The sequence below is a fragment of the Gordonia oryzae genome (assembly GCF_003797185.1).
In the GTDB taxonomy this organism is placed as follows: Bacteria; Actinomycetota; Actinomycetes; order Mycobacteriales; family Mycobacteriaceae; genus Gordonia; species Gordonia oryzae.
Genome location: NZ_RKMH01000001.1, coordinates 1 through 25,939, shown reverse-complemented (window position 1 = coordinate 25,939; position 25,939 = coordinate 1). Strand labels below are relative to the sequence as shown.

Here is a 25,939-nt window from a genome sequence, read left to right as displayed (position 1 = left end):
GTGATCGAGCTGTCCTGCTGCGTCGCGCCGGCAAGTTCGCGTTCGGCCGCATTCATTCCACTGCGGCGTCGAGGTGCTCGCCGACGACCTCGATCGCCATCGACTGCGAATATCCGCGACGGACCAACATGCCCACGAGCCGACGAAAGTGCTTGTCCCGCACCGCGCGATCGGCCACCTGCTCGAGCACACGTGGAGTCAGCTTCTTGGCGACCAGGCGGCTGGCCACAGCGCGCTCGTCCTCGGGATCGATGTTGGACAACACACTTTCGATCGTCGCCGCATCTACACCCTTGGCCTTGAGCTCGTGACGTAGAGCCACACGCCCGCGTCCCGAGTGGGTCTGGCGTGACCACACCCACTCGGCGGCGAAGTCCTCGTCGTCGAGCAGACCCGCGGAGTCCAGACGCCGCATCACTTCGGCGACCGTGTCAGCGTCGAAGCCGCGCCGAACCAGTCGCTCCTGCATCTCGCCGCGTGACCGCGCCCGGACACCCAGCAGCCGCAACGCCACATCCCACGCTGTGGGGCCGGTGGCACCGCTGGGCTTGTCAGCGCCGGTCAGAATTCCACCGGTGCCGGTGCGACGTCATCGGCGTCGACCACCGCGCCGATGCCCAGCTTCTCCTTGATCTTCTTCTCGATCTCGTCGCGGATGTCGTCATTCTCGAGCAAGAACTTCCGGGCGTTCTCCTTGCCCTGACCGAGCTGATCACCCTCGTAGGTGAACCACGAACCGGACTTGCGGATGAAGCCTTCGGCCACACCCATGTCGATGAGCGAGCCCTCCTTGGAGATGCCGTGTCCGTAGAGGATGTCGAACTCGGCCTGCTTGAACGGCGGTGCCACCTTGTTCTTGACGACCTTGACGCGGGTGCGGTTGCCGACAGCGTCGGTGCCGTCCTTCAGGGTCTCGATGCGACGGACATCCAGACGCACCGACGAGTAGAACTTCAGTGCCTTACCGCCCGTCGTGGTCTCCGGCGAACCGAACATCACGCCGATCTTCTCGCGCAGCTGATTGATGAAGATCGCGGTGGTGTTGGAATTGCTCAACGCCGAGGTCATCTTGCGCAACGCCTGGCTCATCAGGCGGGCCTGCAGACCGACGTGCGAATCGCCCATCTCGCCCTCGATCTCGGCCTTGGGGACCAGTGCGGCAACCGAGTCGATGACCAGGATGTCGAGGGCACCGGAGCGAATCAGCATATCGGCGATCTCCAACGCCTGCTCACCGGTGTCCGGCTGCGACACCAGTAGGGCGTCGACGTCCACGCCGAGCTTGGCCGCGTAATCCGGATCCAGTGCGTGCTCGGCATCGATGAACGCCGCGATGCCACCCTGTGCCTGCGCGTTGGCGACCGCATGCAGGGCGACCGTGGTCTTACCCGACGATTCCGGTCCGTAGATCTCGACCACGCGGCCGCGCGGCAGTCCGCCAATACCCAGCGCGACGTCGAGGGCGATCGAGCCGGTCGGGATCACCTCGATCGGCTGCCGAGTCTCCTCGCCGAGTCGCATGACCGAGCCCTTGCCGAAGTTCTTGTCGATCTGTGCGAGTGCGAGATCGAGTGCCTTTTCACGATCCTGGGGCGCTGCTGCCATGGCTGTCTCCTCGTGTCTGTGCGCCGGGGGACTCCGGCGTTCATCGGGTGGGTCGTCGGTATCTGTGTGATTCGCGAAGGACGTTAGCGACGGGGTCCGACAACACCGTTCACGTCCTCACGAGAGCTTTGGACGCACGCGATGCCGAGTTGGTTCCACACCCCTACAGAATTGCGTGAACATGTGTTCGATGGCAAGTCCGACACGCGGCAGGCGACGAGTTCTGGCAGCACGACTGCCTACCAACGGTGGCGCGGCACGTCGAAGTCACGGCAGATCGCCACCCACACGTCGCGGGGATCCACGCCGGCCTCGATCGCCTGCGCGCCCGTCCGCCCACCGAGTTCGGTGAGCACGTGATCGGACAGGATCGAATCCGCCGACATCGTGCCGAATTCCTCGGTGATCAACTCAGTGAACTCGGTCAGTCGCATCGCGGCACTTCCCCTCCGTGCGTCCGGTACCGATCGCCACGTCCGAGATCGCCACCGGCGACCGACCGCCGATACACATCGCACGCCACGCGAACCGGGTCCACCACGTCCGAGATCGACGCGGCGGCGGCCGCCGCCGCGCGCGCGTACCCCGGATCGCCGAGCACCGTGGCGACCGCATCGGCAATCGCATGCCCCTGGACCGGCCGCACCACCAGCCCACTGCCCTGCCGGGCCACACGGTTGGCCAACTCCCACTGATCACCGCCGCCCGGCACCGTGACCACCGGTACTCCTGCCGACAACGACTTCGCCAACAACCCGTGCCCCCCACCGCACACCACCACGTCGGCTCGGGCGACGAGTTGATCCTGCCGTCCCAGGCCCGCCGTCACCGACAGCCCGGGCGCCCCGAACCCCTCGGAGCCTGGCGGGTTGAGCGACGAGATGACCACGCGCACAGGACTTCTCGATGCCAGTACAGCCAATCCGGCCAGCGTCTCGGTGAGCATGTCGGCCGCACCGATCACCGCGGTCGACGGCGCCACCACCACCAACGGGCCCGAGCCCGACGGCGGTTCGACGATCGCGTCGGTGGGTTCCCACAGCAGTGGCCCGACGATGTGCGCCTGCGGCGGCCAATCCGGTCGGGACACCTCGAGTGCAGGTAAGGTCGCGATCACCCGGGGTATGCCGGACCGCAGCCCGGCCAAACCGATCCCCCGCCGTGCTGTCGCACGCTGACGCTCACCGGCCCGGACGGAGACGTTGCTCGCCGTGCGTAGCGCGATGTCGCGGAGTCGTCCGCCCACCCCACCACCGGGACTCAGCCCGGCGCCGATCGGTGGCAGTCCCCGCGACGGCAGGTAGAGCGGATGTGGCGACAATTCGATCGCGGGGATCCCGCACAGCTCCGCAGCCCACAGTCCGCCGACGGTGATGACGTCGGAGATCACCAAATCGGTGCCCCGCGCCGCCAGCAACGGGGCGAGACCAACCGCCATACGCGCCGCCCGCGCGGCGAGCTTGGCACCGGCGTCGGAGTCATCGTCGGTGGCGAGTGCACGCAGCCCCGGCAACTCCGCGACGTCGATTCCTCGCGAACGCGCCACCTCGTGCCAGACGGCACCTGTCCACACTGTGGTTGAGATATCTTGTGCAGCAAGCTTTTCCGCCAGGGCAAATGCAGGAAAAGCGTGTCCGGCGTCCGGACCGGCGACAATGGCAACCTTCCGGGGAGCCACCGGGGACGACGTCGGCGGCAGCGGGGACGTCAGTTGCCCGTCTGCGGCGGTTCGGTGGTCGGCTTGGTCAGGCCCGGTGCGGGCTGCGCCGCCGGGGAGGCCGCTCCCCCAGTCGGCAGCGAACCGCCGGACATGCTGGCACGGATCTGCTCGAGACGCGCATGTCCGGCCATCTGTACACCGGCCTGCTCGACCTCGGCCACCCGGCCCTGCACCGAATTCTTCGCCAGTTCGGCGGAACCGAGCGCGTTGGCATAGCGCCGCTCGATCTTCTCCCGCACCTGGTCGAGGCTCGGGGTGTTACCCGGCACCGAGAGCTCACTCATCTGATTGAGGGAGGCGCTGACCTGCTCCTGCATCTTGGCCTGCTCGAGCTGGCTGAGTAGCTTGGAGCGTTCGGCCAGCTTCTGCTGCAAAAGCATGGCGTTACGCTCGACGGCCTGCTTCGCCTGTTGCGCGGCCTGCAAGGACTGGTCGTGCAGCGATTTGAGGTCTTCGACGCCCTGTTCGGCGGTGACGAGCTGAGCGGCGAATGCCTCCGCGGCGTTGGTGTACTCCTGGGCCTTCTGGGCATCGCCGGCGGCGTTGGCCTGATCTGCCAGGGTCAGTGCCTGCCGGGTGTTGGCCTGCAGCCGCTCGACCTCTTCGAGTTGGCGGTTGAGCCTCATCTCGAGCTGACGCTGGTTGCCGATCACCGACGCCGCCTGCTGCGAGAGAGCCTGGTGCTGCCGTTGCGCATCCTCAATCGCCTGCTGGATCTGGATCTTCGGGTCGGCATTCTCGTCAATCGTCGAGTTGCCGAGTGCCATCAGATAGCGCCACATCTTCACGAACGGGTTCGCCATGCTTCTCGTCAGCTCCATTCAGAACGGTTTCGCGTCGGTCTGCACACCAATCTAGCGTCTCGATCGGTGGTGCGATGCAGTCCGGCATTCAGTTGGGGAACTACCCCCGGCATACCCGGATGGCGCGGGCCGCGCGCACTCAGGTCGCTCCGTCACCCGGACATACGACATCAGCAGATGCCAGACCTACATCGGTGACCGGAGACCACGCACGACGTCGACACCGGCGGACCGAAGCGTCCGTCGATGATGTGACGTCAGGCTGCGGCCAGCGCAGTCGCGCGGGCACGCACCTCGGGTGCGGCTATGACCACCTTGGAAGCGATCACCGCCTCCCGGTCGGCACTCTCGGCAGCCGGTGACGACACCGCAGCATGAGCGGGACGCATGGCCGTGCCGACGTCGAGGAGCAGATCCGCGATCTCCACCTCGAGCGCATCGCAGATGGCTGCCAGTAATTCGCTGGATGCCTCTTTCTGGCCCCGCTCGACCTCGGACAGGTAACCCAGACTCACCCGCGCATCAGTGGACACCTCACGTAGCGTCCGGCCCTGCTGGGTGCGAACACGACGCAGGCTATCGCCGAGCGCCTCTCGCAAAAGCATTGCCATCGAGCTTCCTCCCTGTCTGTCTCGCACTTCCGAGCATCGCCACCTGCAGCGATGAAATGCCCGTGACGAGGCTCCACATCGCGTTGGCCAACCAGCATCGTGCACTTCAACGCCCGACAGGGGTGTGTCGTTCCCGAAGCTCACGCGCGGGCAACCGTTGAGCGCGCGTGTGGACGACAGTAGTCGAATTCCGTGGCCGCCGCCGCGTCTGTCCGGCGGCGAGCCGGGGCATGTCCCACTTTCGGATACACACTCGGGAAGCCGGCGCCGGCGCCAATGACGTTCCTGCGTGGATCAGTGTCGCTCGGAACCCGATTCGGTGATGGGGCTGACGTGGTGCGGCGGTGTGGTCCGCCCGGCCCGATGACGGGCGGAACGACGTATGCGCAGCGCCTGCCACACGTAGTCGAATCCGGTGACCACTGTGATCACGACGGCCACCCACATGATGATCACCGCCACCAGATGTAATGATCCGCTCAACGGGAAGAGCAACAATCCGATACCGATGGCCTGCAGCAACGTCTTGAGCTTGCCGCCACGGCTGGCCGGGATGACCCCGTGCCGAAGGACCCAGAACCGCAGTGCGGTGACACCGAGTTCGCGGACCAGAATGATCGCGGCGATCCACCACGACAGATCCCCGAGAAGTGACAGTCCGATCAGAGCCGAACCGATCAATGCCTTGTCGGCGATGGGGTCGGCGAGTTTGCCGAAGTCGGTGACGAGATTGCGGCCACGGGCCAGGCGCCCGTCGATGTGGTCGGTGATCGCGGCGACACCGAAGATCATCGCGGCACCGACCCGCCACCATGTGTCATGTCCGCCGTCGATGAACAGCACGACCAGAAAGACCGGCACCAAGACGATCCGGAAGACAGTCAGCACATTGGCGATGTTGACGACGGGCACCGGGTCAACAGGATCGGTGATGTGATCGGGTCCCCGCCCGACGTCGGCGAGACCGCGTTCGTTGACCGCCCGGCGCACTCGATCGGTCATGAGACCGCGTCCCGGGCGCCGACTCCTGCACTCGGCGTCGGACGCGTGTCGTTCATTCGCACGATCACCAGGATATCGACCGATGCGCGCTCGGCGACCGGCGGACCCGCGCGCACTCGGGGCCACACTCGCCGCTGCCCCGTCGCGCCTCCTGTCGATGGGCGTACCTCCCGGTGACGCGCCCGGCGGTCCTGGGGGCAAGATGAACCCATGAACTCCCGTGGCGAGGTCGTCGTCCGTCGTGCCCGCACCTCCGACGTGACCCGCATCAAGGAACTCATCGACCAGTACGCCGGGCGAATCCTGTTGGAGAAGAACCTCGTCACACTCTACGAGGCCGTACAGGAGTTCTGGGTGGCCGAACTCGATGGGCTCGTCGTGGGTTGTGGTGCACTCCACGTACTCTGGGCCGATCTCGGTGAAGTTCGCACGGTCGCCGTCGATCAGGAGTGCGCCGGGCGCGGTATCGGCCACCGGATCGTCGCGCGATTGCTCGATGTGGCGCGCGAGCTGCAACTCGCACGCGTCTTCGTGCTGACCTTTGAGACCGCATTCTTCGGCCGGCACGGATTCCGTGAGATCGAGGGCACGCCGGTCACTCGAGAGGTGTTCGAGGAGATGTGCCGCTCCTATGACACCGGTGTCGCGGAATTCCTCGACCTGAGTTATGTCAAGCCCAATACGCTCGGCAACACCAGAATGCTGGTGCACCTCGACGCGCAGGCCGCCGAACAATCGGCATAGTGAGCCCAAACCCCAACGTGTCACACCACATTCACCAAAGCAAGGAGATTCCTTCGTGACCATCTATGCGGTTCATTATGGCTACGAGCCGGCAGCGGCAGGCATCCGCGACGCCCACCGTGCCATCCATCGTCAATGGCTGTCGGAGGAGTACCAAGCCGGACACGTCCTCCTCAGCGGCCCCTATCCCGATGGTTCCGGAGCATTGATCATGATCCGGGTGGACGGCGACATCGACGCTGCCGAGGCATTCATGGCCAACGACCCGTTCAACGCGCACCAGGCCGTCGATTCGGTGCGCATCGTCGAGTTCACCCAGGTATACGGACCGTTCGAGGACTGATCTCGCGCGACCTATCGCGCCACGAGCGGTTCGCAGCACGAGCGGTTCGCAGCACGGGCGGCGAGTTGCTCACCGAGAGTCGAGGCCTCCCCTCGGTCCGACATCCTCCACCCCGGCAAGCCGACCGAGCGTGTCGAGACATCACGAACATGGTCGAGGCGTAGGAGACCTACGGCCCGACTTGTAGCCTGATGACCGAGACCGTGGATGCCGCCGTGGCACACCATTGCTATGTGGTGGACGGCGGTACGGACCGGCTGCGGTACGGAACGACGGCGGTCCGCACCGCACCGACCTCATCACGTGGGCGGAACCGTCTTCTGTCGTCGCGAACTCACCAGACTCGCGACCGTCGTGATCACCAGGGTGCCGACGATGATGCCCAGCGAGAGCGGGGTGGAGATCTCCGGGACCGACAGGTGCTCGCCGCCGTTGATGAACGGCAAGGTGTTCTCGTGCAACGCGTGCAGCACCAGCTTGACGCCGATGAAGGCCAGGATGAACGACAAGCCGAAGGAGAGGTACACCAGGCGGTCGAGCAGGCCGCCGAGCAGGAAGTACAGCTGGCGCAGACCCATCAGGGCGAACGCGTTGGCGGTGAAGACCAGGTAGGGCTGCTGGGTCAGTCCGTAGATCGCCGGGATGGAGTCCAGGGCGAAGAGGATGTCGGTGAAGCCGATGACGATGAGCACCAACAACATCGGGGTCGCCATCCGCTTGCCGGAGATCCGGGTGAACAGGCGGTCACCGTCGTAGGTGTCGGTGGTACGCAGAGCCCGCTTGACGAACCGTTCCATACGCGATTCGCGCTGCTCCTCGTGCTCGACCGGATCGTCGCTCTCGCGCAGGAGCTTGATCGCGGTGAAGATCAGGAACGCACCGAACAGGTAGAACACCCAGCTGTAGGCGTTGATCGCGGCAGCGCCGACGGCGATGAACAAACCTCGTAGCACCAACGCCATGACTATGCCCAGCAGCAGCACCTTCTGCTGGTACTCCTTGGGCACGGCGAACTTCGACATGATGATGACGAAGACGAACAGGTTGTCGACCGACAAGGCCTTCTCGGTGACGTACCCGGCGAAATACTCACCGCCGTAGGTCGATCCCCATTTCCACCACACGAATCCGCCGAAGACGACGGCGATCGTGATGTAGACGGCCGACCACATGCCCGATTCCTTGAGGGAGGGAGCGTGCGGAACCCGGACGTGGGCGAAGAAGTCGAAAACGAACAGACCCAGGATCACCAGGCACGTGATGATCCACATCGTGTACGAGACTTGCATGAGCGATCTACCTCCAGCGCGCAGCACAAAGACGGTTGCGATGCCAGAGGTCTCTCCCGCCGATAGACGACCGGGGATCCGGGCCTCGGCCCGAAGGTGATCGGCACCTTCGGAATCCGAGACCGTATTGACGGACCCGCCGCGAGATGGGGATACTCCCCTCTTCGATCTACGACCACCTTATCTGATGTCTGATTCGAGCGGTTCGCCTGGCACACACACCCGACCGTGTGAATCACGGCGTCGACCTGCCCGACCGCCACCCGAACGATAGCGGACCTGGCGCGACTCCGGACCCCCGCAGCGACCATGGAGAGACCTGCACACCGCAGCCCAGTCGATGCCGCACGTCAGCAGCGGAAACGGCGGTCCCGATCGTCCGATCGATCAGGTCGGCGCCAATCGTGCTATGGGCGCCCTCGGAGGCCGACGAGCAGGCGTTGGTAGGGGACCCGAGGTCACCGTTGTTGACGGCGGCGCTCTTCGACGGTCACCCATCGGTACTCCTGCGAACGTCGCGGGCCTCGGCAACGCGCACGCGACCAGCTCGCTGCGCACGGCGACGCCGGAAATCGCGGGGCCGGTTCTACTCGGGCGCGGTATCGCCGTCCTGATCGCCACCGCCGGTGATCGACGCGATGACACCGGCCAGATCCTCCGGTTTCACCAGCACCTCACGGGCCTTGGATCCCTCACTCGGTCCGACGACCCCGCGGGTCTCCATCAGATCCATGAGACGTCCGGCCTTGGCGAAGCCCACACGCAGTTTTCGCTGCAGCATCGAGGTCGAACCGAACTGACTGCTGACGACCAATTCGATCGCCTGGAGCAAATCGTCGAGATCGTTGCCGATGTCAGAGTCGATGTCCTTCTTGTCGCCTGCCTTGGCAGCCGTCACGCCCTCGGTGTACTCGGGCTCGGCCTGCTCCTTGGCGTAGTCGACGACGGCGCTGATCTCCTCGTCGGTGATGAACGCGCCCTGCATGCGGATCGGCTTGTTGGCCCCCATCGGCAGGAACAGTCCGTCGCCCATGCCGATGAGCTTCTCCGCGCCCGGTTGATCGAGGATGACGCGCGAATCGGTCAGCGACGACGTCGCGAAGGCCAGCCGGGAGGGCACGTTGGTCTTGATCAGGCCCGTCACCACGTCCACCGACGGACGCTGGGTGGCCAGCACCAGATGAATACCCGCGGCGCGAGCCTTCTGGGTGATACGCACGATCGCGTCCTCGACATCGCGCGGCGCGGTCATCATCAGGTCGGCGAGCTCGTCGACGATCGCCACGATGTAGGGATACGGCTGGTACACGCGCTCGGAACCGAGTGGAGTGGTGATCTCACCCGAACGCACCTTCGCGTTGAAGTCGTCGATGTGACGCACCCGGGACGCCTTCATGTCCTGGTAGCGCTGCTCCATCTCCTCCACCAGCCACGCCAATGCGGCCGCGGCCTTCTTCGGCTGGGTGATGATCGGAGTGATCAGATGCGGGATGCCCTCATACGGCGTCAACTCGACCATCTTCGGGTCGATGAGGATCATCCGCACCTGTTCGGGTGTGGCCCGGGTGAGCAAAGAGACCAGCATCGAGTTCACGAAGCTCGACTTTCCCGACCCGGTCGAGCCGGCCACCAACAGGTGCGGCATCTTCGCGAGATTCGCACTGACGAAGTCACCCTCGATGTCCTTGCCGAGCCCGATGACCAGCGGATGACCGTCTTTGCGCGTCGACGGCGCGGTGAGGACGTCGGCAAGACGCACCATTTCGCGATCGGAGTTGGGTACCTCGATACCGACCGCCGATTTACCTGGGATCGGCGCAAGGAGTCGCACATTGTCGGTGGCCACCGCATAGGCGATATTGCGTTGCAGGGCGGTGATCTTCTCAACCTTGACACCCGGACCGAGTTCGACCTCGTAGCGGGTGACCGTCGGTCCCCGCGTGTAACCGGTGACCGCTGCATCGATCTTGAACTGTTCGAGGACACCGGTGACACGGTCGATCATGTCCTCGTTCGAGCTGCTCCCCTGCTTCGGCGGGTCACCCTCGATCAGCAGCGTGGTCGGCGGAAGCCGATAGTCGCCGTCGGCGGGCTCGACCGTGAACGGCTCGTCCGCGTCGTCGGCGACAAGGGTCGGCGCCGGGACAGGTGGAGTCGCCACGGGCGGCGTGGCGCGTGTGGACGTCGCGGTATCCGCGCTCGCCCTTGCGGTGGACCGGTTGCGCGCGGGCCGCGGCGCCGGTGGCTCACCAAGCGGTTCGGTGACCTCGTCGACGAACGGATCGGTGGTGGCGTCATCGCCAAAACTCTCCGTCGTCGCCGACGCCAGCACGTCGCCGGCACTCACCGGCGCCGGGCGACGAGATCGACGTGCGCGTCGCGGGCTCTCCGCGTTGAGGTCGGGTGGGTAGTTGTCGTAGGGATCGGGCGAGTATCCCGGGTCGGCCACCGGGCGACCGCGACGTGTGGACGACGCGCCGAACCGATCGTCGGACCCGAGGTCGTCACGATCGTAGGAGTCGGGGTCCTCGACCAGATCGACCTCGGCATCCCACGGCAGTTCATCGTCGGTGTCCCAGTCGTCGACGCCTGCGGTCAGGCCGAGGTAGGTGCGCACTGCGTCGAGCACGTCACGCACCGTCCGGCCACTGATGACGAGAACACCGAAGGCCATGCACAACAACAGAATCGGCACCGACACCCACGCCGTGGCACCGGCGGTGAGCGGCGTGCCGACGGCAAACCCGAGGAACCCTCCGGCACTCGATCGACCGTCGAGATCGGTCGGCGACCCCGCCACCAGATGGATAAGTCCCAGCAACGGCAACACGATGAGCAGCGCGGCTCCGATGTAGCGGCCCCGACGCTCCGGGTTCGGCGGTCGTCGCATCAGGACGATCGCCGTAGCGACCAGTGCAACCGGGATCAGGACCGCCAACGACCCGACGATCGCTCGCATCAGCGCAGTGATGAAGGCACCGGCAGGACCGGCGGCACCAAACCACACTCCGGCCGCGATGAGCACGGCGAGCGCCAGCAACCCGAGGGCCACGCCATCGCGCCGGTGTGTGTGGCCGCCAGCGTCGCCGGTGGCCGACGCGCGGCCGCGCTGTGCATGTCGTTCGCCTGCGCGTCGTCTGCGAGGGGGGTCGGCGCCGAGATCGGGATCGTCGTACTCTGCGGCTACCTCGACGTCGTCGTCTTGGCCGTCGTAAGAGTCATCGTTGTAGAGGTCATGGTCGTCGAACTCATCGAACCCGGTACGCCGGTTCGACGGTCGCCGGCGCCCCGAACCCGCACGCGCGACACCACCGACTCCGCGTGCGAGAAGTCCCCACCCGGCACCGATACCTTTGCCGACACCCTTGCCCACAGCACCCACAGCACCCGAACTCCGCCGCGAGATGTCGGCCGACGCGGAGGCACTCGACCGCGACGTCCCGCGTGAGGAGCCCGACGTGCGTGTCGTGCCCGCAGCGGCGTTTCGCGCACCCGACCGGGACGAACGCGTGCCGGCCGAACGCGCCTTCCCGGCCTTCGAGGTCGCCTTGGCGCTCGCGCCATTCTTCGACCGAGACGCCGACGCCGACGTTCGTGAGCGCGCCGATGTCCCCGACCGTGCGGATGAGGAGCCCCCCGACGCGCGAGAGGCGGGCGTGCGCGTGCCAGTGCGTACTCTCGAAGCCATGCCGACAGACTAGTCGGCAATGATCACCTCAGTCACACCGGCAACACCGGCAACACGGGCGCGTGTCGAATTCGTGACCCGCGACGTGGCGGTGTCAGCACCGTCTCATTCCGGAAGCCGCCACGCTCAGAGGTACAACAGCACAGTGCGGCGATCAGAAGCCGTGAGCCGCCGCCTTCACCGCATCGATCCGTCCGGAATCGCCGTCGAAGGTCACCGCCACCGGTGTACGACCGGTGGCGAACAGCAACAACTCCCCGGTGCTACCCGTCACCGTCACCGGCTCACCTCTGCCGCCAGAGGCCAGATCAGCACCGTCGGTACTGCGCAGCGTGACGTGAGCCGGCATCGAGCGCAGTGTCATCTTGCTCATCGACCGCAACGGCATCCGCAGTGCGTCCTGGAGTCCGGGGTCGAGGACGCGCGGAACCCACTGACTGTCGGGGTCGACGGCACCGCGCAGCACGTCCTCGTGATGGATGAACATCTCGGCCAGATTCGCCCAGCGGTCCAGCGGGCGCATGGGTGAGAAGATCGGTGGACCGGAGGCGAGATCGGCGAGAAGTTTGTGCCAGTCGGTGTCGGCGGCCACCGACGCCTGCACCTTCTCGGTATACCCGGCGAGGGGTTTGATCAGAATTCCCAGCGCGGCGTCGAGCCTGCGCTCCCGGACCACAAGATGCGCGGCAAGATCGCGCGCGGTCCATCCGGCGCAGAGGGTCGGCGCGTCGGGCCCCACCTCACGCATCGAGTCGACAAGGGCACGGCGTTCATCCTGGGCGAAGCTCACTCCCCTACGCTACTGTCTGCGACCGACGATCGTCGATCACCGCGCCCCGGTATCACGGCCGGGTCGGTGTCAGCGTGCCGGGATCAGCAGTATGTGGCGCAGCGCGTCGACACCGGCATCGCCTGCGTCGCCAGACCCAGCCCGCGATGCACGTCGTTGTCACAGATTCCGTAGGTCGTCTGCACCGCGCCGAACACGGTATCGAACAGTCCGAGCTTCACGCCGTCGAGCGGGCCCGCGTCCGACGCGTGCCAGAACCGGGTGCTGGCGAGGTAGTCGGCGTCGACGATCGAGCGGTCGACCTCGCAGATCGTCAACAGCACTGCGGCGGGCCAATCGGTCCGGTCCTTGCCGCGGGGCACTGGACGAGCACCGCCGGGCCGTCGGCGACCGCACCGTGGATGGACAGCAGCGAATCGCGAAAGACCAGCCGCGCCACCGGGTTTACCCACGAACTGGCGATAGGCGGAACCGATGTCGATGAGATCGGTAGCCGACGCTGTCCACGGGACGTCGACCAGGACGGTCGCCGTCGAACCTTCCGGAGTCGTTGACGCGCAGGGAGTTCTGAGAGATCGCCGCGTTTGGGTCAGTCGCCCACGGCGAGCACCGTCGGCACGATCATCGGTCGGCGCCGATAGGTGTCGGCCACCCACCGGCCCACCGTCCGGCGGATGCCCTGCGCGATCCGGTGGGTGTCGGAGACGCCCTCTGCGGCCAGCGTGTCGAGCACCTGATCGACGAGGTCGGCGGCGGACTTGAGGGCGTCCGGATCGTCGGAAAAACCGCGACCGGAGACCTCGGGGGTGCTCACCGCACGCCCGGTGGTGGAGTCGACGGCGACGGTGATCGCGATGAATCCGCCCTCCCCGAGGACGAGTCGTTCCGACAGCGTCGATTCACCGACGTCACCGACCGACAGGCCGTCGACGTAGACGTGGCCGACCGGGACGCGGCCGACAATCTGAGCCTGCCCGTCCACGAGGTCGACGACGACGCCGTCCTCGGCGAGCATGATCCGATCCGGATTCACTCCGGTGGCCTCGGCGAGCGCGGCATTCGCCCGGAGGTGACGCCACTCGCCGTGCACCGGCATCGCGTTGCTCGGCCGGACCGCGTTGTAGAGGTAGAGCAGTTCACCGGCCGATGCATGGCCGGAGACGTGCACCTTGGCGCTCTGCTGGGTGATGACCGTGGCGCCCAGCTTCGCGAGGCCGTTGACGACCGCGAACACCGAGTTCTCGTTGCCGGGGATGAGCGACGAGGCGAGCACCACCAGATCGGCGGAGCGGATGTTGATCTGCCGATGCTCCCCGCGAGCCATCCGTGACAGCGCCGAGAGCGGCTCACCCTGCGATCCGGTGGAGATCAGCACCACCCGGTGGTCGGGCAGGGTTGCCGCGGTGTCCATGTCGACCTCGACGCCGTCGGGCACGTGCAGGTAACCGAGGTCCTGGGCGATCTGCATGTTGCGGACCATCGAACGGCCGACGAAGGTGACCCGGCGGTTATGGGTGTGCGCGACGTCGATGATCTGTTGGATGCGGTGCACGTGGCTGGCGAAGGAGGCGACGATGACCCGGCCACGCGCCTTGCCGATCACCTGGTCGAGCACTCCCCCGATCTGCCGTTCGGGGGTGACGAATCCCGGCACCTCGGCGTTGGTGGAGTCGACGAGAAACAGATCGACACCTTCGTCGCCGAGCCTGCTGAATCCGGCCAGATCAGTGAGCCTGCCGTCGAGTGGCAGCTGGTCGAGCTTGATGTCGCCGGTGTGCAGGGCCAGTCCGGCCGGGGTCCGGATCGCGACGGCGATCGCGTCCGGGATGGAGTGGTTGACCGCGAAGTACTCGCACTCGAAGGGGCCGTGAGTGGTTCGCTCGCCTTCGCGGACCTCGATGAGCTTGGGACGCAACCGATGTTCGCGGCACTTGGCCGCGACGAGTGCCAGCGTGAACTTGGATCCGACGACGGGAATGTCGCCGCGCAGTCGCAGCAGGAACGGGACCGCACCGATGTGATCCTCGTGCCCGTGGGTCAAGACGACCGCCTCGACGTCGTCCATCCGGTCCTCGATGTAGCGGAAGTCCGGGAGGATCAGGTCGACGCCCGGCTGCGCGTCCTCAGGGAACAACACCCCACAGTCGACGATCAGCAGTTTGCCGTTGTACTCGAACACCGTCATGTTGCGGCCGATCTCACCGATGCCGCCGAGGGCGACCACACGCAGCGCGCCCTTCGGCAGTCGGCGCGGCGTACCGAGTCGATCGACGGGTGCCGGCGGCGTGGGGGTGCCTCGATCCCGGCCACCACCACCGCCTCGTGCACCTCGCGCGTTGTCGCGGCGCTCATGCCGACCGGACCGACGGGGTTGTCCCCCACCTCGGTTTTCCGTCGGCGCCGACGCGGCGTGGCGGGCCGAATCCTGCTGCGCAGTCGCACTTTCGGCCCCTGCGCCAGACGCTGAGGCCTTCGGGGGATCCACGGCGGGCGAGCCAGCGGCATCCGTGGGTGGTGCAGGCGGTCCGGCCTGGCGTCGGGCGCTGCGGCGGCGCTGGGGGCCGGTCATCGGTCCAGCAATCCAGCCGTGCGCAGATCGGCGATGAGCGACTCGATCTGCGGCCCGTCGGCGGGTACCTGCGGTAGGCGCGGGTCCCCAACATCAAGCCCGAGGATGCGCAACGACGCCTTGACCATCGTTACCCCGCCCAGCCGGCCCATCGCGTTGACGAGCGGGAGCATGGTGACGTTGATCGATCTGGCGGTCTGCAGATCACCCTTCTCGACGGCGATCTGCATGTCGCGCAAGCGATCTGCGACGAGATGGCCGATTACGCTGACGAAGCCGGTCGCACCGATCGACAGCCACGGCAGGTTGAGCGCATCCTCGCCCGAGAGGTACTCGAGGCCGCTGGAGGCGATCAGTCCCGCGGCTGCATGCAGATCGCCCTTGGCATCCTTGACGCCCTTGATCCGGGGGTGTTCGGCGAGCGCGAGCATCGTTTCGTTGGCAACCGGCACCACCGAGCGGGGCGGGATGTCATAAATCAGGACGGGCAGGCTGGTGGCATCCGCGACGGCGCGGAAGTGCGCGAGCAGACCCGCCTGCGGCGGCTTGGAGTAGTACGGCGTGACGACGAGCAGACCATGCGCACCGGCTTTCTCCGACGCCTGCGCGAAGCGGATGCTCTCGGCGGTGTCGTAGCTACCCGCGCCCTGGGTAATGCGCGCGCGGTCGCCCACCGCATCCAGCACGGCGCGCAGCAATTCGATCTTCTCGTCGGGTGTGGTGGTCGGCGACTCGCCCGTGGTGCCGCTGACCACAAGTCCATCACAGCCCTTGCCAACCAGGTGATCGGCGAGCTCGGCGGCCTTGTCCAGATCGAGCGAACCGTCGGGACGAAAAGGGGTGACCATCGCCACGACGTTGGTCCCGAACGGGTGCGCCTGTGGCTGCGACTCGGTTGCGCTCATGGTGGTCAAGATTACCGGGGCGCCGTGGCCTGCGGCCAACGGGCACTGCGTGTCGCAGAAAGGCGCGCCACCAGCGCTTTGTGGCCGCCGGTGCCGCGTTGGGAGGACCTCAGCCCTCGAGCACGAACGGTGAGGTCGCGACCTCGGTGCCATCGGCGAGCGTGCCGATCTCGAAGTCACCGAAGACCGTCGGCGCGACCTGCATCAGCTGGCGCAGGCATTCGACGGCGAGCTGGCGGATCTCGACGTCGGCGTGCTCGGTGGCGCGCATCCCGACGAAGTGGCGCCATGCGCGGTAGTTGCCGGTGACGACAATCTTGGTTTCGGTGGCGTTGGGCAACACCGACCGCGCGGCCTGCCGAGCCTGTTTCCGACGCAGGATCGCATTGGGGACGTCGGCGAATTTCGACTCGAGCGCGGCGAGGAGTTCGGTGTAGGCGGCGCGGCTGGCGTCGGTGGCCTCGGTGAACAGACGCTCTAGTTCCGCATCGCCGCTGATGGCCGGTGGTGCCACCACGTTCGAGTCATGCTCGGGGACGAACCGCTGGGACAGTTGGGAGTACGAGAAGTGCCGGTGGCGGATGAGTTCGTGGGTGCACGACCGGGAGATGCCGGTGATGTAAAAGGTCACCGTGGCGTGCTCGAGCAGCGAGAGGTGCCCGACCTCGAGGATGTGCCTCAGGTAGCCGGCATTGGTCGCGGTCCGCGGATTAGGTTTGTCCCAGCTCTGATAGCAGGCTCGCCCGGCGAACTCGACCAGCGCCTCTCCGCCGTCGGCGTCGGTGGTCCAGGGCACCTCCGATGGCGCGGTGAACTCGGTGGCGGCCACCATCTGCACCCGCAACGGAACCATCTCGGACACGTCGCCTCCTCTCCACATGACTCTCGCCGGTCATCGCCTCTCCCCCGGCGGGAGCAGAACGCAGTCATCGATTCTCCCACCGGCGTCCTCGACGATTCCGCGCACCCCGTGCCGAACTCACGCCCGGCATGCGAGACGGCCAGCGCGGTGAGCAGTGGGTGAATCTCGACGTCCGAGTCGATGTCATCGCCGGATCGACCTGCGCCGACGCGAGCACCCTGCGACATCAACCCCGGGGACATGGCGGATATGCCGCACGATGATGTCCCGGCGTACACGAGCACACCGCGGGTGCCGCGCTCTTTCCGGCACCGATGGCAACCAACCGGCAGATCCGGCGTGACGACTTCGACGCCCACGGAGATGCCATGCCGACCGTGTCACCCTCTGCGGCACAGATGGACTGGCGGTTCGTCGCCGACCAGGCCGATACGCGGACCGCGCCGGTATCACGGCCGTTCATACCGCGTGACCGCCGGATCACCACGCGCGCGACCGGACACGTCAGCTCTGGACCGAACTCCCGACTCCCGATGCCGATCAGACCCGGTGGCTCAGTTATCCAGCAGTGCTACGAGTTTGCCGTGGGTGTCCTCCCAGCCCTCGACCGCGATGGAGGTGATACCGATGTCCTGGACGGGGCGGTCGTTGCCACCCTCGTCGAGCCGGTCCCCGAAGAACAGGATGTCGTCGAGGCCCAGGTCGAGGATCTCCATGAGTTTGCGTGCGCCGTAGGCCTTGTCGATGCCCTTGCGGGTCACGTCTACCGATGTCGAGCCCCCGCTGCGGACCTCCAGATCCGGAAGTCGTTCGGCGGCATAGGCCCGCAACGATTCCTTCTTCGCGCCGTCGGGGTCCCAGGCCTTCTTGGCGTCCACCGGCGCCGACTGTCCCAGCGCCGAGTAGGTGATCTGGCTGCCGCGGTCCTCCAGGATCGGACCCCATGTCTCGGTTTCCCAGAGCCCGAGTTCCTTCGCACCGGCCTCCAGGGCGTCGAGGGTGCGCTGCTTCTCGTCGTCGGTGAGGTTCTCGGCGTACACGGTTTCCCACTGACCATCGGAGTACCGAACGTACTGGGTGCCGCATGTGGGCATCAGATGGAGATTGGCAACCTCCTCAACGCCACCGATCCGGTCGAGGACCTGGGCGCGGAACTGCTCGTAGCGCCCGCCGGAGATGATGCACACCAGCGACCGCTGCAGCAGCCGCCGCAACACCTCGACCATCAGTGCGTCGAGGGGACTCTTCGAGGGTGCGAGCGTGTCGTCGAGGTCGAACATCACCAGTGCATAGTCGTGATCGCCGAAGGTCACCGTCATCGTCGTGTCTTACCTCTTTATGTGGATGGATTAGTGCGTACGGATGTATTCGCGTGGTCGGTGCACAAGCATGTCATCGCCGACTGACCGATGCCATTCCGGCTCATGCGGCGGTCTCGACAATGTCGCATGTGGGTGCGGCGACGTCGCAGTGCCCGGCCAGTCTCGTGCATCGAACCGGTCCGGCCGATCACAGGTCTCTGGGCGCAGCACCGCCGGGAGAGGATTGGTCAGCGAATCCGCGACGAGGTCGGCGAACGTGAGGTGGCCGCAAACCCGAGCCGGGTCCACCTGCCCACCCCACATCGGCTGGTCGAACGACACCGAACAGATCAGTGTCGGAGGGCCCGCGAACAAACGTCCGAAGGTCGTGCCGATCCCACCGTGATGCACCGCTGCCGCACATCGGGGAGTAGTCAGATCGTCTGCGAGCGCACCGGTGATCATTTCGGTCGCGGCGACCCCGGGTGCACCTCGATTTTCGGGGCCACGGCGGCCGAGGAGCACCACATCCGTACCCTTGTCGCCGAATTGCCCGCGCGATGCCGCCGCTGCCGGTCTCCCGGTGATCCATTGCGATCCCGACCTCGCCGAGACGGTGCCCACCGGCGGCGGGCTGCGCCCCGCCCATCCGCCCGCCGACTCCCTCGCCGCGGTCATCGCCGCAGCGGTGCCGCCGACCCGGCACGAATCGACGCCGGGAACCCCCGTCGAGGCGCTACCGTGCGCAGTTCCGGCTTGTCAGTCGAAGAGACGACGCAGCGTACCGGCAAGATCCCCGCGGGACCCGATCTCGACCGACTCCATACCGAGCCAGTAGGCCAACACCTGCAGGTCGCGTCGCAATGCCGACGCGACTTCCGAAAGACGTTGCCCGGCCTCGGAAAATGCTCCCGGAACCATCAGCACCCCGCGCTGCCGATCGGCCTTGAGATCGACGCGCGCCACAATCTCGTCGCCGAGCAGGTACGGGTGGACGTAATACCCGTGTACGCGTTTGTGTTCGGGAACGTAGATTTCGATGCGATAGTGGAAATCAAAGATTCGTTCGGTACGGGGCCGGAAGAACACCAGCGGATCGAACGGCGACAGAATGGCTCCCCGTTCACGATTACCTGTGCGAACCCGCACGGGGACCGTCGCGGCGGAGTGAAGGTACGCGCGGTCGCGCCACCCGTCCACCGAAACCGTCTGCAGGACACCGGAGTCGATCAGGTCGGCAACGGCGGGACGCACGTCTGCGGTCTTGAGCCGGTAGTAGTCGGCGAGGTCGGCGACGGTGGCGACCCCCAACGCCGATGCTGCACGCCTCACGAGTTCGCGGTGCGCCTCGTCCCGCTCGACACGCCGGTGCACTCGATCGGCACCGACGACCCGCTCGGCGAGGTCGTAATGACGTCCGAAGACGTCGTCGCGGGTCGCGGCGAACTCACCGGAGGCGAACATCGCCTCGCAGAGGTGTTTGACCTCACCGCGGTTCCACCATCCGCCCGCGGCCTGCGGTGCGCGCTCGATTCCGAGGACTTCTTCGATGCGCCGCGGGGTCACCGGCCCGGTCTCGGAGATCACGGCGCGCACGTCGTCGGCGAGTTCACGGTTGCGACGCATGGTGTCTCGCGTGTGACGGTAGCGTCCGTCGCGGTGCTCGGCCATCCGAAACCCGAACAGCGGCCAATCGTCGACGGGGATGAGCGCGGCCTCGTGCGCCCAGTATTCGGTCAACAAACGGCGCCCACGCCCGGGCCGCCAGGCGGCCCGATCGAGCAGTGCCTGATCGTAGGGGCCGAGCCGACTGAACAGCGGCAGATAGTGCGCCCGCACCGCGATGTTGACCGAATCCATCTGAAACAGCTTGGTGCGGGCCACGACTCGCTCGACCAGGCGCATGGTTACGGCCCCCGTCGGCGGCCGGTCGGCGAATCCCTGTGCCGTCAGCGCGATGCGGCGGACCTGAGCCGTGGTGAGAGCGGCGGCCACGTCAGGACGTGTGCCGCACGTAGTCGACGAACCGATAGAACGTCCCCGTGCTCGACTGTGCCCAGTCGGTCTCGGTCGTCGCGTGCCACCTCTCGTCGATCGCCGGGGCGAACGCATCGGCGTCGGTAACCAGCATGTCGATCTCGGTCACGCGCAGGTGCATCGCGTACTCCATTGCGGCCGTGTAGATCTCTCCACCGCCCATCACCACCGCCTCGGATCCGGCGAGCTGCAGCGCTTCGGTCACGGTATGGACCACCTCAGCGCCTTCCGGGCGATAGGTCTGCGAGCGGGTGACCACGATGTTGCGCCGACCGGGCAGCGGCCGGAAACGCTCGGGCAGTGACTCCCAGGTCTTGCGTCCCATCACGACCGAGTGCGCGCCAGTGACCTCGCGGAACCGTGCCATGTCCTCGGGCACGCGCCACGGGATGGTGTTGTCGCGGCCGATCGCGCCGACCCGATCCTGCGCCCAGATGAGTGTGATGCCGCCCATCAACCCAGCGTAACGGCCACCCCCGACAACTCGTGCGGCGCAATGCGGGTGCGCACCCTCGGGCCACGACGGCTCAGACCGCCACCGGCGCCGTGATCCCGGGGTGCGACTGGTAATCGACGACCGCGACATCATCGAAGTCGTAGTCGAAGATCGAATCCGCTTTGCGCAACGCGAGTGCTGGATACGGGAAGGGCTCCCGCGACAGCTGGCGCGTCACCTGCTCGACGTGGTTGTCGTAGATATGGCAATCGCCGCCGGTCCAGACGAATTCGCCGACGTCGAGGTCGGCCTGCTGGGCCATCATGTGGGTCAGCAGCGCGTAGGACGCGATGTTGAACGGCACGCCGAGGAACAGGTCGGCGCTGCGCTGATATAGCTGGCAGGAGAGCTTGCCGTCGGCGACGTAGAACTGGAAGAACGCGTGGCAGGGCGGTAGCGCCATCTGCGGAATCTCCCCGACGTTCCAGGCCGAGACGATGTTGCGGCGCGAGTCCGGGTTGGTCCGCAGCATGTCCAGCGCTGCCGAGATCTGGTCGATGTGCTCCCCCGACGGTGTCGGCCAGCTTCGCCATTGGACTCCGTAGACGGGGCCGAGATCACCGTTGGCGTCGGCCCATTCATCCCAGATGCTGACCCCGCGGTCCTGTAGCCATCGCACGTTGGAGTCTCCGCGCAAGAACCAGAGCAACTCGTAGACGATCGACTTGAGATGCACCTTCTTGGTGGTGATCAGCGGGAATCCCGCGGCGAGGTCGTAGCGCAACTGATGGCCGAACAGGCTGCGCGTACCGGTCCCGGTGCGGTCGGCCTTCGGGGTGCCGGTGTTGAGCACCAACCGCAACAGGTCCTCGTATGGTGTGGGGATCGTGCCGGTCGGCGCGTTGCCGTGGATCGCCGTGCTCACGGGAGCAAGTGTAGGTGAACCTCTGCCCGGTCGAGCCGATCAGCTCGGCCGTCCTCTCCCACCGAGGGCGGGGCCTGTCACCCCTTCAGGTCGCCATGATGCCAGCGGCCACCGCCGCGCCCAGCTCCCAGCACGCCTCCAGCACCGCCTTGTCGGGCTTGTTCGACGCAATCACGTACTGGGCGGCCTTCTCCCAGCCGAGCCCGGTGGTGATTCGGTCGACGGCGGCTTGCGCTCCCTCGGTGCCCTCGTTGCCGTGCAAGTACAGCCCGAACGGTCGGCCCCGCGTCGAATCGAGGATCTGGTAGTACGAACCGTCGAAGGCATGTTTGAGAGCACCCGAGATCGAGCCGAGGTTGGCCGGGCTCCCCAATACGTAGCCATCCGCGCCGAGGAAGTCACTGGCCGACACCGACAGCGCGGCGCGGCGCACCACCTCGACACCGGTGATCTCGGGGTCGGTGGCGCCGGACACGACCGCCTCGAACATCGCCTGACAGTGCGGCGACGGCGTGTGGTGCACGATCAGCAGCGTTGCCATCAGGCTCGACCCCGGTATTGCGCCACAGCGCGTTTCATCATTTCTCTGGCCCGGCCGCGGTCTCCGGCGTAGTCGTAGGCGCGGGCGATGCGATAGGTGTTGCGCCAGTCGTCCGGGTCGGCCTCCCACTCCTGCCGTATCCGGGCGAACAGTGCGTCTGCTGCCTCACGCTCGATGCGGCCCGACGGTCGGCGCGGCATCTCGGAGACGTCGAGTTCGGCGCCCTCCTCGGCGATCGCGCGCGCCAGCCGCTGATGCTCGATACCCGCCCGCAGGGTGGCTGCGATCATCCAGATCCCCAGGAACGGCAGGATCAGCACGCCGATCCCGATGCCGATGCCGACCGCGGTCCCGCTGGTGATCAGGTCGACGCCACGCTGCCCGAGCAGCACGAAGTACACGCACATCGCGATGACCAGAAAGGCGATCATCCACACGATCGGACGGGCGTCGCGCTCGCGGACCTTCTTCGACCGGGCGGACGACTGATCCGCATCCGATCCGGTCGGATCGGGACGCGACGGATCGGGGTCGGGAGCCATGAGCTGCGCCCCTACAGGTCCATGAGGTCGTCGAGACCGACGGTCAGTCCCGGCCGCTCGCAGATGCTGCGTACGCCGAGCAGCACACCCGGGACGAACGATGTGCGATCCAGCGAGTCGTGACGGATGGTCAGGGTCTCGCCCTCGGTGCCGAGCAGGACCTCCTGGTGGGCGACGAGGCCGGCGAGGCGCACCGAGTGCACGCGCACACCGTCGACGTCGGCACCGCGCGCACCGTCGAGTTCCGCGGTCGTGGCGTCGGGGCTGGGGCCGACGCCGGCAGCCGCACGGGCCTCGGCGATCAACGACGCGGTGCGATAGGCGGTGCCCGAAGGCGCATCGGCCTTGGCCGCATGGTGCAGTTCGATCACCTCGACGGAGTCGTAGAAGCGGGCCGCCTGTTGGGCAAAGCGCATGCTCAGAACTGCACCGATCGCGAAGTTCGGCGCGATGAGCACGCCCACGCCGGGTGCCTCGGCCAGCCATTCGCGTACCTGTGCCAGGCGCTCGTCGGTGAAGCCGGTGGTCCCGACCACGGCGTGAATCCCGTTGCCGATGAGGAACTTCAGGTTGTCCATCACCACGTCGGGGTGGGTGAAGTCGACGACGACCTGGGTGTCGGTGTCGGTGAAGAACTCCGGAGCGTCGCCTTTGTCGACACCGACGGTGTAGGTGAGGTCGTCGGCCGCCTCGATGCCCGACACGATCGCCCTGCCGACCTTGCCGTTGGAGCCGAAGACCCCAACCCTGATGCCCTGCGCCATGTCAGCCTCTCTTGACGGGTTACCGCGTACGACCCGATTGGGCCCGCGTCAAGTCTATGGGGACGCGTCGACCGGCCCGCTCGCAGGCGCCACGGCCGGTACACGAGGGCGCCCAAATGGCTGTGCGCAGGCGGGTCAGTAGATCGGCGCGTCGCCGCGTCGGTGGTCGAATACCAGCGAGGTGGTCGTGCCCGCGACCTCTCGGCGGGCATTGAGCATCTCCACGAAGCGACGCAATTCCTCGGTGTCTGCGGTCGCGACGTGCAGCAGGTAGTCATCGGAGCCGGCGAGGAAGAACACGTCGATCACCTCGTTGTGGCCGGTGATCTCACCGACGAACTTGCGGATCTGTCCACGGGCATCCGATTGCAGGCTGACCGCGACCATCGCACGCAGCGGGCGACCCACCGCAGCGGGATCGACGTCGGCGAAGAAGCCGCGGATGATACCGAGATCCCGCAGCCGACGGACACGACCGTGGCAGGTCGATGCAGCGATCCCGACGCGCGTGGCGAGGTCGCTGTTGGTGATCCGGGCGTCGGCTTGTAGATGCCGCAACAATTGGCGATCGACCTCGTCGAGCTGTGGCCGAACATCCTTCGGTGAAGCGGGCATCAGATACCTCCTGGGCGATGGATCTTCTCCAGACCGACGAACTGGAGAATTACTTTCGACAGCCTTGTGCACATTTCGAAGCTACTTCACTCTTGAAGCTAGTTGATCGAGAAACATTCGGCGAAGTACATCCCGGCCGACGATCACCGTCGTCGAAACACAGACCACCAACACCGAGGAGCACCCCACCATGCGGATCGGCATTCCCACCGAGATCAAGAACAACGAGTACCGCGTCGCGGCCACCCCGGCCGGTGTCGCCGAGCTGACCCACCGCGGCCACGAGGTGGTTGTCGAGGCCGGCGCCGGACTCGGATCGGCGATCGCCGACAACGACTTCAAACACGCCGGGGCGCAAATCCTCTCCACCGCCGACCAAGTCTGGGATCAGGCCGAGATGATCCTCAAGGTCAAGGAACCCATCGCTGCCGAGTACTCGCGGATGCGTGCCGGGCAGACCCTGTTCACCTATCTGCATCTGGCCGCCAGCCGAGGTTGCACCGACGCGCTGCTCGCATCGCAGACCACCTCGATCGCCTACGAGACCGTTCGCGCCGCCGACGGCTCGCTCCCGTTGCTGGCCCCGATGAGTGAGGTGGCGGGCCGCCTCGCCCCGCAGGTCGGCGCCTACCACCTGATGCGATCCGAAGGTGGTCGCGGAGTCCTCATGGGCGGCGTCCCCGGGACCGAGCCGGCCAACGTCGTCGTCATCGGCGGTGGCGTCAGCGGTGTCAACGCAGCGACAATCGCCGTGGGCATGGGCGCCCAGGTCACCGTCTTCGATCTCGACATCAGCAAGCTGCGTGCGATCGACGCACGCTTCGGTGGTCGGGTGCATACCCGCTACTCGACGTCCCTGGCCTTGGCCGAGGCGATCAAGCAGGCCGATCTGGTCATCGGCGCGGTCCTCGTCCCGGGTGCAAAGGCGCCGGTCTTGGTACCCAACAGCCTTGTCGCACAGATGAAGCCGGGCTCGGTACTGGTCGACATCGCGATCGATCAGGGCGGCTGTTTCGAGGATTCACGCCCTACCACCCACGACGACCCCACCTTTACCGTGCACGATACCGTCTTCTACTGCGTGGCCAACATGCCCGGCACGGTTGCGCGCACCTCGACCCAAGCCCTCACCGGCGCCACCCTGCCCTACGTGTTGCGCCTGGCCGACAAGGGGTGGGAGGCAGCCTGCCGCGACGACGCCTCGCTGGCCGCCGGACTGTCGACCCACGACGGACAACTCTTCACCCCAGAAGTCGGTATCGCCCTGGACATCCCGGTCACCGCGAATCCGTTCGCCACGCACTGACAGATCACCACACGGTCTCGGCACACCCGACGCCTGCGCTCCCTCGATGGGGCGCAGGCGTCGGCGTGAGACCAGGTACGACCGAACGCTACTCGCGCCGCCATATCGGTGCGGTGACATCATCGACGCCGACACTCTCCCCAGCGCGCCATTCGTTGAGCGCCTCATCGAGACGACGCCGACCCTGCCTGCGCACCACACGATTGCGGCGACGAGCGTGGTCGCCAGCGTGGCACGGAGAACACGCGCAGACGTGGACACCGCAGTAGCGCCACACCCACCGGCACGCGGTGCGGGCCGACACGGGATCGACGGGCGGACGAGCAGGCAGATCGCCCTCCGCACTCGAATGGTCATGCTCGGCAAAAGCGGCGAGTTCGCCGCGATGCAGGCGGACTGCGAGCGGTGCGTGAGCATCGGTACGAGACAAGGCTGAGCCTCCAGGGAATCAACGCCCCTGCCCGCTAGTGGTCTGTCTGGGATTTGATCTGGTTGAGGGCGTCGCGTCCGCGTTGGACTTTCTCGATGATGGATTCTGCGG

At 66.4% G+C, this 25,939-nt stretch carries 26 protein-coding genes; 4 read left to right on the top strand and 22 right to left on the bottom strand.

Going from position 1 to position 25,939, the window contains the following annotated elements:
- Positions 1-52: 52 nt before the first annotated feature.
- The 7 genes from EF294_RS00150 to pgsA form a co-directional block, all read right to left on the bottom strand.
- A complete protein-coding gene (locus tag EF294_RS00150) occupies positions 53-568 on the bottom strand; it encodes a regulatory protein RecX (RefSeq protein ID WP_246007611.1) in 516 nt (171 codons plus the stop codon).
- On the bottom strand, positions 562-1,605 hold the full coding sequence (gene recA / locus EF294_RS00145) for a recombinase RecA (RefSeq protein WP_123925014.1): 1,044 nt from the start codon (positions 1,603-1,605) through the stop codon (positions 562-564). The genes EF294_RS00150 and recA overlap by 7 nt, the downstream gene beginning before the upstream one ends.
- 239 nt (positions 1,606-1,844) lie before the next feature.
- Positions 1,845-2,039, bottom strand: coding sequence for a DUF3046 domain-containing protein (locus tag EF294_RS00140; RefSeq protein ID WP_006371417.1), 195 nt, complete (start codon positions 2,037-2,039; stop codon positions 1,845-1,847).
- Positions 2,030-3,304 carry a glycosyltransferase gene (locus EF294_RS00135; protein WP_185090901.1) on the bottom strand — a complete coding sequence of 425 codons (1,275 nt, stop codon included), beginning with the start codon at positions 3,302-3,304 and terminating at the stop codon, positions 2,030-2,032. Before EF294_RS00135 ends, EF294_RS00140 begins: the two co-directional genes overlap by 10 nt.
- An 8-nt stretch (positions 3,305-3,312) precedes the next feature.
- Positions 3,313-4,128 carry a PspA/IM30 family protein gene (locus tag EF294_RS00130; protein ID WP_123925012.1) on the bottom strand — a complete coding sequence of 272 codons (816 nt, stop codon included), beginning with the start codon at positions 4,126-4,128 and terminating at the stop codon, positions 3,313-3,315.
- A 257-nt stretch (positions 4,129-4,385) separates the two neighbouring features.
- Positions 4,386-4,739 (bottom strand): helix-turn-helix domain-containing protein, encoded by a 354-nt coding sequence (locus EF294_RS00125; protein ID WP_123925011.1) that lies wholly within the window; start codon positions 4,737-4,739, stop codon positions 4,386-4,388.
- A 294-nt stretch (positions 4,740-5,033) separates the two neighbouring features.
- On the bottom strand, positions 5,034-5,741 hold the full coding sequence (pgsA, locus tag EF294_RS00120; protein WP_123925010.1) for a CDP-diacylglycerol--glycerol-3-phosphate 3-phosphatidyltransferase: 708 nt from the start codon (positions 5,739-5,741) through the stop codon (positions 5,034-5,036).
- Positions 5,742-5,951: 210 nt separating this feature from the next.
- On the opposite strand from pgsA, the gene EF294_RS00115 reads away from it, so the two are divergent.
- The gene (locus EF294_RS00115; protein WP_123925009.1) at positions 5,952-6,485 is read left to right on the top strand and encodes an amino-acid N-acetyltransferase; all 534 of its coding nucleotides are present in this window, start codon (positions 5,952-5,954) and stop codon (positions 6,483-6,485) included.
- A gap of 55 nt (positions 6,486-6,540) precedes the next feature.
- A complete protein-coding gene (locus EF294_RS00110; RefSeq protein WP_123925008.1) occupies positions 6,541-6,828 on the top strand; it encodes a YciI family protein in 288 nt (95 codons plus the stop codon).
- Between the two features lie 299 nt (positions 6,829-7,127).
- Here EF294_RS00110 and EF294_RS00105 read toward each other — a convergent pair whose 3' ends face one another.
- Both EF294_RS00105 and EF294_RS00095 read right to left on the bottom strand, forming a co-directional pair.
- Complete coding sequence (locus tag EF294_RS00105) at positions 7,128-8,117, bottom strand: TerC family protein (RefSeq protein ID WP_123925007.1); 990 nt, start codon at positions 8,115-8,117, stop codon at positions 7,128-7,130.
- 586 nt (positions 8,118-8,703) lie between these two features.
- Entirely contained in the window at positions 8,704-11,499 is a 2,796-nt protein-coding gene (locus EF294_RS00095) for an FtsK/SpoIIIE family DNA translocase (RefSeq protein ID WP_123925006.1), read from the bottom strand.
- Between EF294_RS00095 and EF294_RS00090 the strand changes: the two genes are divergently transcribed.
- Positions 11,483-11,818 (top strand): hypothetical protein, encoded by a 336-nt coding sequence (locus EF294_RS00090; RefSeq protein WP_246007584.1) that lies wholly within the window; start codon positions 11,483-11,485, stop codon positions 11,816-11,818. The genes EF294_RS00095 and EF294_RS00090 overlap by 17 nt on opposite strands.
- Positions 11,819-11,959: 141 nt before the next feature.
- Here EF294_RS00090 and EF294_RS00085 read toward each other — a convergent pair whose 3' ends face one another.
- The 13 genes from EF294_RS00085 to EF294_RS00010 all read right to left on the bottom strand — a co-directional run bounded on the left by EF294_RS00085 (position 11,960) and on the right by EF294_RS00010 (position 24,092).
- Complete coding sequence (locus EF294_RS00085; RefSeq protein WP_123925005.1) at positions 11,960-12,595, bottom strand: TIGR03085 family metal-binding protein; 636 nt, start codon at positions 12,593-12,595, stop codon at positions 11,960-11,962.
- Between the two features lie 83 nt (positions 12,596-12,678).
- On the bottom strand, positions 12,679-12,957 hold the full coding sequence (locus tag EF294_RS21710) for a tyrosine-protein phosphatase (protein WP_246007583.1): 279 nt from the start codon (positions 12,955-12,957) through the stop codon (positions 12,679-12,681).
- Positions 12,958-13,184: 227 nt separating this feature from the next.
- Entirely contained in the window at positions 13,185-14,819 is a 1,635-nt protein-coding gene (locus EF294_RS00075; RefSeq protein WP_006371402.1) for a ribonuclease J, read from the bottom strand.
- 341 nt (positions 14,820-15,160) lie between these two features.
- Complete coding sequence (gene dapA, locus EF294_RS00070; protein ID WP_123925004.1) at positions 15,161-16,069, bottom strand: 4-hydroxy-tetrahydrodipicolinate synthase; 909 nt, start codon at positions 16,067-16,069, stop codon at positions 15,161-15,163.
- 109 nt (positions 16,070-16,178) lie between these two features.
- Positions 16,179-16,931, bottom strand: coding sequence for an FAD-dependent thymidylate synthase (thyX, locus tag EF294_RS00065; RefSeq protein ID WP_123925003.1), 753 nt, complete (start codon positions 16,929-16,931; stop codon positions 16,179-16,181).
- 554 nt (positions 16,932-17,485) lie between these two features.
- Entirely contained in the window at positions 17,486-18,250 is a 765-nt protein-coding gene (locus EF294_RS00055) for an HAD-IIB family hydrolase (protein WP_123925002.1), read from the bottom strand.
- A 741-nt stretch (positions 18,251-18,991) separates the two neighbouring features.
- Positions 18,992-20,227 (bottom strand): winged helix-turn-helix domain-containing protein, encoded by a 1,236-nt coding sequence (locus tag EF294_RS00040; RefSeq protein ID WP_123925000.1) that lies wholly within the window; start codon positions 20,225-20,227, stop codon positions 18,992-18,994.
- Between the two features lies 1 nt (position 20,228).
- Entirely contained in the window at positions 20,229-20,723 is a 495-nt protein-coding gene (locus tag EF294_RS00035) for a dihydrofolate reductase (protein WP_123924999.1), read from the bottom strand.
- A gap of 73 nt (positions 20,724-20,796) precedes the next feature.
- On the bottom strand, positions 20,797-21,630 hold the full coding sequence (locus EF294_RS00030) for a thymidylate synthase (RefSeq protein WP_123924998.1): 834 nt from the start codon (positions 21,628-21,630) through the stop codon (positions 20,797-20,799).
- An 85-nt stretch (positions 21,631-21,715) separates the two neighbouring features.
- A complete protein-coding gene (locus EF294_RS00025) occupies positions 21,716-22,171 on the bottom strand; it encodes a flavodoxin family protein (protein WP_123924997.1) in 456 nt (151 codons plus the stop codon).
- On the bottom strand, positions 22,171-22,713 hold the full coding sequence (locus EF294_RS00020; protein ID WP_123924996.1) for a hypothetical protein: 543 nt from the start codon (positions 22,711-22,713) through the stop codon (positions 22,171-22,173). Before EF294_RS00020 ends, EF294_RS00025 begins: the two co-directional genes overlap by 1 nt.
- Positions 22,714-22,724: 11 nt before the next feature.
- Positions 22,725-23,477, bottom strand: coding sequence for a 4-hydroxy-tetrahydrodipicolinate reductase (gene dapB, locus EF294_RS00015; protein WP_123924995.1), 753 nt, complete (start codon positions 23,475-23,477; stop codon positions 22,725-22,727).
- Positions 23,478-23,612: 135 nt separating this feature from the next.
- Positions 23,613-24,092 carry an Lrp/AsnC family transcriptional regulator gene (locus EF294_RS00010; RefSeq protein WP_123924994.1) on the bottom strand — a complete coding sequence of 160 codons (480 nt, stop codon included), beginning with the start codon at positions 24,090-24,092 and terminating at the stop codon, positions 23,613-23,615.
- A 190-nt stretch (positions 24,093-24,282) separates the two neighbouring features.
- Here EF294_RS00010 and ald point away from each other — a divergent pair, with 190 nt between their 5' ends.
- The gene (ald, locus tag EF294_RS00005) at positions 24,283-25,398 is read left to right on the top strand and encodes an alanine dehydrogenase (protein ID WP_123924993.1); all 1,116 of its coding nucleotides are present in this window, start codon (positions 24,283-24,285) and stop codon (positions 25,396-25,398) included.
- The last annotated feature ends 541 nt before the right edge of the window (positions 25,399-25,939 follow it).

Bases quoted from the DNA above. Each gene is read 5' to 3' on its own strand.
- EF294_RS00010 (WP_123924994.1), bottom strand. From the start codon at position 24,092: ATGCCCGCTTCACCGAAGGATGTTCGGCCACAGCTCGACGAGGTCGAT.
- EF294_RS00140 (WP_006371417.1), bottom strand. From the start codon at position 2,039: ATGCGACTGACCGAGTTCACTGAGTTGATCACCGAGGAATTCGGCACG.
- EF294_RS00055 (WP_123925002.1), bottom strand. From the start codon at position 18,250: ATGACGGTGACCTTCGGCGATCACGACTATGCACTGGTGATGTTCGAC.
- dapA (WP_123925004.1), bottom strand. From the start codon at position 16,069: ATGAGCGCAACCGAGTCGCAGCCACAGGCGCACCCGTTCGGGACCAAC.
- EF294_RS00105 (WP_123925007.1), bottom strand. From the start codon at position 8,117: ATGCAAGTCTCGTACACGATGTGGATCATCACGTGCCTGGTGATCCTG.
- pgsA (WP_123925010.1), bottom strand. From the start codon at position 5,741: ATGACCGATCGAGTGCGCCGGGCGGTCAACGAACGCGGTCTCGCCGAC.
- EF294_RS00115 (WP_123925009.1), top strand. From the start codon at position 5,952: ATGAACTCCCGTGGCGAGGTCGTCGTCCGTCGTGCCCGCACCTCCGAC.
- EF294_RS00020 (WP_123924996.1), bottom strand. From the start codon at position 22,713: ATGGCTCCCGACCCCGATCCGTCGCGTCCCGATCCGACCGGATCGGAT.
- dapB (WP_123924995.1), bottom strand. From the start codon at position 23,477: ATGGCGCAGGGCATCAGGGTTGGGGTCTTCGGCTCCAACGGCAAGGTC.
- EF294_RS00025 (WP_123924997.1), bottom strand. From the start codon at position 22,171: ATGGCAACGCTGCTGATCGTGCACCACACGCCGTCGCCGCACTGTCAG.
- EF294_RS00130 (WP_123925012.1), bottom strand. From the start codon at position 4,128: ATGGCGAACCCGTTCGTGAAGATGTGGCGCTATCTGATGGCACTCGGC.
- recA (WP_123925014.1), bottom strand. From the start codon at position 1,605: ATGGCAGCAGCGCCCCAGGATCGTGAAAAGGCACTCGATCTCGCACTC.
- EF294_RS00035 (WP_123924999.1), bottom strand. From the start codon at position 20,723: ATGGGCGGCATCACACTCATCTGGGCGCAGGATCGGGTCGGCGCGATC.
- ald (WP_123924993.1), top strand. From the start codon at position 24,283: ATGCGGATCGGCATTCCCACCGAGATCAAGAACAACGAGTACCGCGTC.
- EF294_RS00125 (WP_123925011.1), bottom strand. From the start codon at position 4,739: ATGGCAATGCTTTTGCGAGAGGCGCTCGGCGATAGCCTGCGTCGTGTT.